At 64.6% G+C, this 5847-nt stretch carries 3 protein-coding genes; 2 read left to right on the forward strand and 1 reads right to left on the reverse strand.

Annotated elements, in window-relative coordinates; translation table 11 throughout:
• Positions 1-7 precede the first annotated feature (7 nt).
• On the reverse strand, positions 8-3976 hold the full coding sequence (locus tag PMI38_RS17255; protein ID WP_008096473.1) for a hypothetical protein: 3969 nt from the start codon (positions 3974-3976) through the stop codon (positions 8-10).
• A gap of 199 nt (positions 3977-4175) precedes the next feature.
• Here PMI38_RS17255 and PMI38_RS17260 point away from each other — a divergent pair, with 199 nt between their 5' ends.
• Together PMI38_RS17260 and PMI38_RS17265 are read left to right on the forward strand one after the other, a co-directional pair.
• Positions 4176-5447, forward strand: coding sequence for a PAS domain-containing sensor histidine kinase (locus PMI38_RS17260; protein ID WP_008096475.1), 1272 nt, complete (start codon positions 4176-4178; stop codon positions 5445-5447).
• The gene (locus tag PMI38_RS17265) at positions 5437-5676 is read left to right on the forward strand and encodes a hypothetical protein (RefSeq protein ID WP_008096477.1); all 240 of its coding nucleotides are present in this window, start codon (positions 5437-5439) and stop codon (positions 5674-5676) included. Before PMI38_RS17260 ends, PMI38_RS17265 begins: the two co-directional genes overlap by 11 nt.
• Positions 5677-5847: the final 171 nt, after the last annotated feature.

Raw genomic sequence — 5847 nt, forward strand, 5'->3', positions numbered from 1 at the left:
CGGCGTTTTAGCCGATGGCGAACAGATCTCGGTGGGCATCGTAGAGGAAGCTGAAGTCCATGCTGGCCAAGGCCGTGATGCGCTGTGCCAGGGCTTCGGCCTGGGCGATGCGCTGGCGGGCGAGCGCTCGGGCGTTGTTCACGGCCAGGCGTTCGGCGGCCGGCCACTGGTCAGGCTTGAGCTGTGCCAGTTGTCGCCAGCTCAGCGGAGCCTGGTGGGCAAGGGCGTTGCCAGGTGGCAACTGCAAGCCCTGCCACTCTGAGCCAAGGTCCAGGCACTGCGCATGCAGGGCCTGCAGCCAGAACACACTGTCATCGGTATCCGCGGCTGCCGGCGAGGTGATCATGTTTTGCAGCTGTTCGGCCAGCAGCGCCATCAAGGTGACCGGTGGCTGGACCGGGTGCTCATGGGCTTCGCGTACCTGCTCGCGCATTGCTTCCATGTCCCGGGTGTCACGACCCGCGCTGGCGTGTGCGTCAAGCAGGGCGTCGAAGGTGTCCAGCAGGCCCTGGGTCAGGCGTTGGTCCAGCACGGGTGTGTCGGCCATTTCCAGCAGGCCGGGCCGCAGCGTCAGGAGCAGGGCAGCCAGGTTGCCACTGTCCACCGCCGAGACATACAGCGGTGCCAGGGGCGCGAGGGTCTGGGTGTCGTACCAGTTGTAGAAATGCCCCTTGTAGCGCTGCAGGCGGCTCATGCTGTCGAGCATCTGCGCCAGGCGCTCGAACAGGCGGCCGGCCCCCAGGTAGCCGAAATCATGGGCCGCCAGGTGCGAGAGCAGGGCCATGCCCATGTTGGTCGGCGAGGTCCGGTGCGCGATGCAGGCAAAGGGCGGTTCCTGCAGGTTGTCGGGCGGCAGCCAGTTGTCGGCAGGGCCGACATGATGGTCGAAGAATGCCCAGTTGCTGCGTGCCAATCGCCGCAAAAATCGCAGGTCCCCGGGCAGCGGCGCGAACGCGGCCCGCCCCCGCGGCCGGCTGAGCCACCAGGCCAGTGCCGGGCCCAGCAGCCAGAGCACGAGGAACGGCGAGGCCAGGAGCAGCACGCCCGGCTGCACGGACAGCGCGCCGGCCAATGCCAGGGCCAGGGCCAGGGCAGGCTGTAGCCATTGCTGGCGATACACCGCCAGGAGGGTGTCGGCGCTGGTGCGTTCGTCCTCTCGCGAGGGGTTCCATTGCAGGAGCCGACGCTTGCTGACGATCAGCCGCCACAGGGTGCGCAGGATGGCGTCCAGGCTGTAGCCGGTCTCGAAGGGCAGCCAGGCCAGTGCCAGGCCGGCACGCACGAAGTGGCTGCCCGAGGTGTGCAGGGCCGCGCGCAGGTGTTCGGCGAGCGGAACATCGCTGGTCTTGCGGCTCAACTCGAGCAGGGTGTCCAGCAGCGGGCGGGTCAGCAGCAACCCCAGCACCGCCAGGGTCCAGGGCTGCGGCGAGGCGCTGGCCAGCCAGCCCCACAGCAGCATGATCAGCAGGGCCGCCGGCTCCAGGCTGCGGCGCAGGTTGTCGAGGATCTTCCAGCGCGACAGTGCGCTGAGCGGGCTCTGCGCCAGGCCGTGGCGGCCGGTGCGCAGCCAGGGCACCAGCCACGGCAGCAGTTGCCAGTCTCCCCGGATCCAGCGGTGGCGACGCTTGATATCGGCGCTGTAGCGCGCCGGGTAGGCCTCGAACAACTGCACGTCGCTGAGCAGGCCCGAGTGTGCATAGCAGCCTTCGATCAGGTCGTGGCTGAGCACGCGATTGTCGGCGAAGCGGCCATCCAGGGCCCGCTCGAAGGCATCCACGGCGTAGATGCCCTTGCCAATGAAGGAGCCGCTGAGAAACAGGTCCTGATAAACGTCCGAGACAGCCTGGGTATAGGGGTCGACGCCGGCATCGCTGCCGAACAGGCGTGCATAGGTCGAGCGCGACACGCTGGGCAGGCTGATGCCCACGCGTGGTTGCAGAATCGCGTAGCCCGAGCGGACGCGACCGGTACTCGGGTCGAACCGTGCGCGGTTCAGCGGGTGCTGCATGGCGCCGACGAACTTCTGGGCGACGCCGCGTGGCAGCTGGGTGTCAGTGTCCAGGGTGATGACATAGCGCACGTGCCCGAGCTGTTGCAGGTCGCCGACGATGCGCATGAAGCGCTCGCTGGCGCGCCCGCGCAGGAGGGCATTGAGGTCAGCGAGCTTGCCACGCTTGCGCTCGCGGCCCATCCAGCAGCGCTCGGTCGCGTTCCACTCCCGTGGCCGCTGCAGCAGGAAGAAGCGCTCGCAACCCGGGATCGGGTATTTGTGGTTCAGCGCCCGTATGCCTTCGCAGGCCAGGTCAAGCAGGGCAGCATCTTCGGGGCCTGTCTGTTCACGGGCATCCATGAAGTCGCTGAGCAGCGCGAAATGCAAGTGTTCGTCCCGGTTGGCCAGAAAACGAACCTCCAGCCCTTCGACCAGTTCCTCGACATCGCCGGCCGTCGTCAGCAGGGTAGGGACCACCACCAGTGTGCGGGCGTCGGCGGGAATCCCGGCGGTGTAGTCCAGCCGTGGCAGGAAGGAAGGCTTCACGGTCAGTGTCACCAGCCAGTTCACCAGACCAATGGCCAGGCGGCTGGTCGTCAACAGTACCGGCAGGGCCATGGCCGTCGTGACCGCCAACGACCAGCCAGCCAGGTAGATGGCACGTACGAAGCCCCAGGCCAACAGCACTGACAGCAGCACCGTTGGCACCAGGTAGAACGCTAGCGGTGCCCGGTGCAACAGGCGTTGCCAGCGCTGGGCAAGTGCAACCCGGGCACCGAGGCGTCGCTCCAGCAACGGCAGTCCGTCGCCCACCAGGTAGAAGCCGACATGCTCGGCCTGCTCACCTGGTCGGGCACCTGCGGCCTGGGCAAGCTCGATGGCCGTTCGCGCCACCGTCTCCTCGCTGAAGGCGCAATGGCGTGCCACCTGTTCGACCACGTGGCGATAGTGGTCACGGCTGGCGAAATCCATGGCCGGGTAAACCGCGGCCGGATCCTGGCAGAGGGCCTGTTCGACATGGCTCAGGCGCTCGACGAACAGCCGCCAGTCGATGCTCGACAGCAGCCGCAAGCTGCCGATGCTGTTGCTGATGGACACCTGGTCGATGGCCTGTTGCTGGGCATCGAGTTGCACGGAGCGCTCGATGCTGAGCGCCGACTCGCCGAGCATCTGCTCGACCCAGGCCAGCGGCTGGGTCAGCGTGGCGCTGTGGCCCTGCAGCCGCCTTGCCAGCTCGGCGACGAAGGCGGCGGTCATCGGCGGGTCCGAGCGGGCCATGTCGGCGACCACCAGCACAACGCTCTTGGCGTCGCGCTCGGCGATCTCGCCGAGGCGGTCGGCCCAGGTATTGGCCAGGTCGCGATCCGACAAGTTGGCCATGACCCGCGCCGCCACCCTGCGAAGGTTCTCGATCAGCGCCAGGCGCAGCATGATCGGGATCGCCCAGAGTTCGCCGAGCGTCAGCGTGGCGGCTTGCTGGTAGGCCTCGACGAAACGGCTGAGGCTTTCGGCGTCGAAGCGGCCATCGCCGTGGGAAATGGTTTCCAGAGCGAGGTCATAGACCCGCGGCAGGCCGCTCGAGGGGCCGCTGTCCAGTCGCGGCAGCTGCAGGCTGTAGCCGGTTGGCAGGTGGCGCTTGGCGATGCGGATATGGGACTCGACCAGGTAGAAGTTGTCGAGCAACCATTGCGCCGCGGGCAGCGCTGGGCGCGAGCCGGGCAGGGCGCCAGCGAGGGCGGTGCAACTGGTGGAGAGCATCTGCTCGTTGTCGGCCAGGCGGTCGAGCAGCGAATCGTCGGCCGACAGTTGGCTCAAGCGGTGTTGGCTGGCAAGCCAGGTACCATGCCTGGCCATCTGCTCGGCGCCATAGAGTTCCGAGCGCAGCAGGCTTTCGTAGGTGAACGAGTGGCGCGGCGAACCCCAGCGCCGGGAAAACCCCGTCAGGCGCTGTACGAAAGCGGGCAAGTAAAGCCAAGGATTGTCCATGGTGTTCCGGAGCCGCGTTCAGGCCGGGCAGTACTCAGTCTGAGGGGCGGCGAGCGAAGGGTCTGTTCGGTAGCGAACAGACCCTTCGCTGCATTGCGCACATCCTGAAACAAGGGATCGCTGCGCGAGAATCGCCAAGGCGCTCCCACCCCTGCACACCTTGCAGTGGCCGTAGTGCCAGAGCGTAGGAGGCTGCATCTTGAACACCCTCAGGAGATACATCACGGCATCGACCGGCAAGCGTCCTGATATCGCCTTGCAAATTCGTGTGGAGCCATCCGAGCACGGTTTGCTGCTGACGGACGAAAATGGTTGCATCCGAAGCGCCAACCCCACCTTCTGCCGCTGGATCGGCTACGCCTGCGACGAGTTGCTCGGCATGCGTTTTCAGCAGCTGTTGAGCCAGGAGGCCAGAGCCTTTCAACAGATGTACTGGCAGCCGCTAATGGAAGTCCAGGGCGCGGTGGCTAACGTCAAGTTCGATTTCGTGCACCGTGCGGGGTTTATGCTGCCGATGATGTCCAGTGCAATCACGTGCCAGTATTCGAACGCCATCGTTCACGAGCTGACCTTGTACGACCCGCAGGGGCAAAGATACGAATACGAACTGCTCGTCGCCCGGCTGCTGGCCGAGCGCTGCCTGGCGAAGAGCCTTAAGGTTCAGCACGAGCTGCTGTCGTCGCGGCGGTCCAGCGCGGTTCAGGTACAGGTGGACCCGCAGGCGGCGTTCTCCCGGCATATGCTTGGCATGGTCAGCCACGACCTGCGCACACCCTTGCTGACGATCAGGATGGCCACGGAACTTTTGGAGCGGCGCTCTCAGACTGACAAGACGCGCGAGTTGCTCAGGCACATCAGCCAATCTGTGGCACGCGCCCAGCGACTGGTGGCCGACCTTTTGGATTACACGCTCATCCAGGGAGGCCAGGACCTTTCGATTCACCCCGGTGTCGCCGATCTGTCGAAGGTCGTAGGCGCATGCGTGGAAGAGCTACGGCTGACTTACCCCTCTCATTCGCTGCTCTACGAGCACTTCGGTGAGCGCCGCGCCATGTTCGACAAGGATCGTCTCTATCAGCTCATCGGCAATCTGGTCGCCAACGCTGTTGCCTATGGCGATACAGGGTTACCGGTGCGCGTGACGTCGAGGACCGAGGGTTCGATTACCACGCTCAGCGTCCTCAACCAGGGCGCTGCGATTCCCGCCGAATTGCTCGACCGCCTGTTCGAGCCGCTGATACGGGGTCGTCACAAGTCTGTGAAAGCGAGCAATATCGGGCTTGGGTTATTCATCGTGAAGCAGATAGCCAAGACCCATGCGGGTGATGTTTCGGTCGTCTCGTCCGAAGAGGAGGGAACGTGCTTTAGCGTGAGGTTGTGCTTGCCCTGTATCACGTCTGTTCTGAACGGTCAGCCTCTCAATGCCAGCTACCATGAGGTTTCACTCAAGGAGTGGAACCATGGCCGATAAATATGTTGGGAAAATAGTTGGGGTGGGTACGGATAATGTGAGCTACGTCATCAACATCTATGAGGACGAGACCGTTGAGCGCTCGCCAAATGGCATGATTCGACATGCAGGTCTAAAGCACTTTGAAATGCAGTTTGGTGGCGCCGTGCACAAGATATCCGAGACTGAATACGAAATTGCAGCGACGGGGGTGAGGGTCACTGTGCAAGAGCAAGAGGGTGACAGCTAGGAAGACGTCGCGATAAACCCGCTCCTGGAGGTGCAATTCTGCCCTCAAGATGAGCAAGACAGATGTTCCCACAAGTTGACGCGATTCCTGTGGGAGCGGGCTTGTCCCGCGAACACCGGCGAAGCCGGTGCCATGCTCCGCGCTGCCTGTTTCGCCGGCAAGCCCGCTCCC

This window comes from Pseudomonas sp. GM84 (genome assembly GCF_000282535.1).
Taxonomy (GTDB): Bacteria; Pseudomonadota; Gammaproteobacteria; order Pseudomonadales; family Pseudomonadaceae; genus Aquipseudomonas.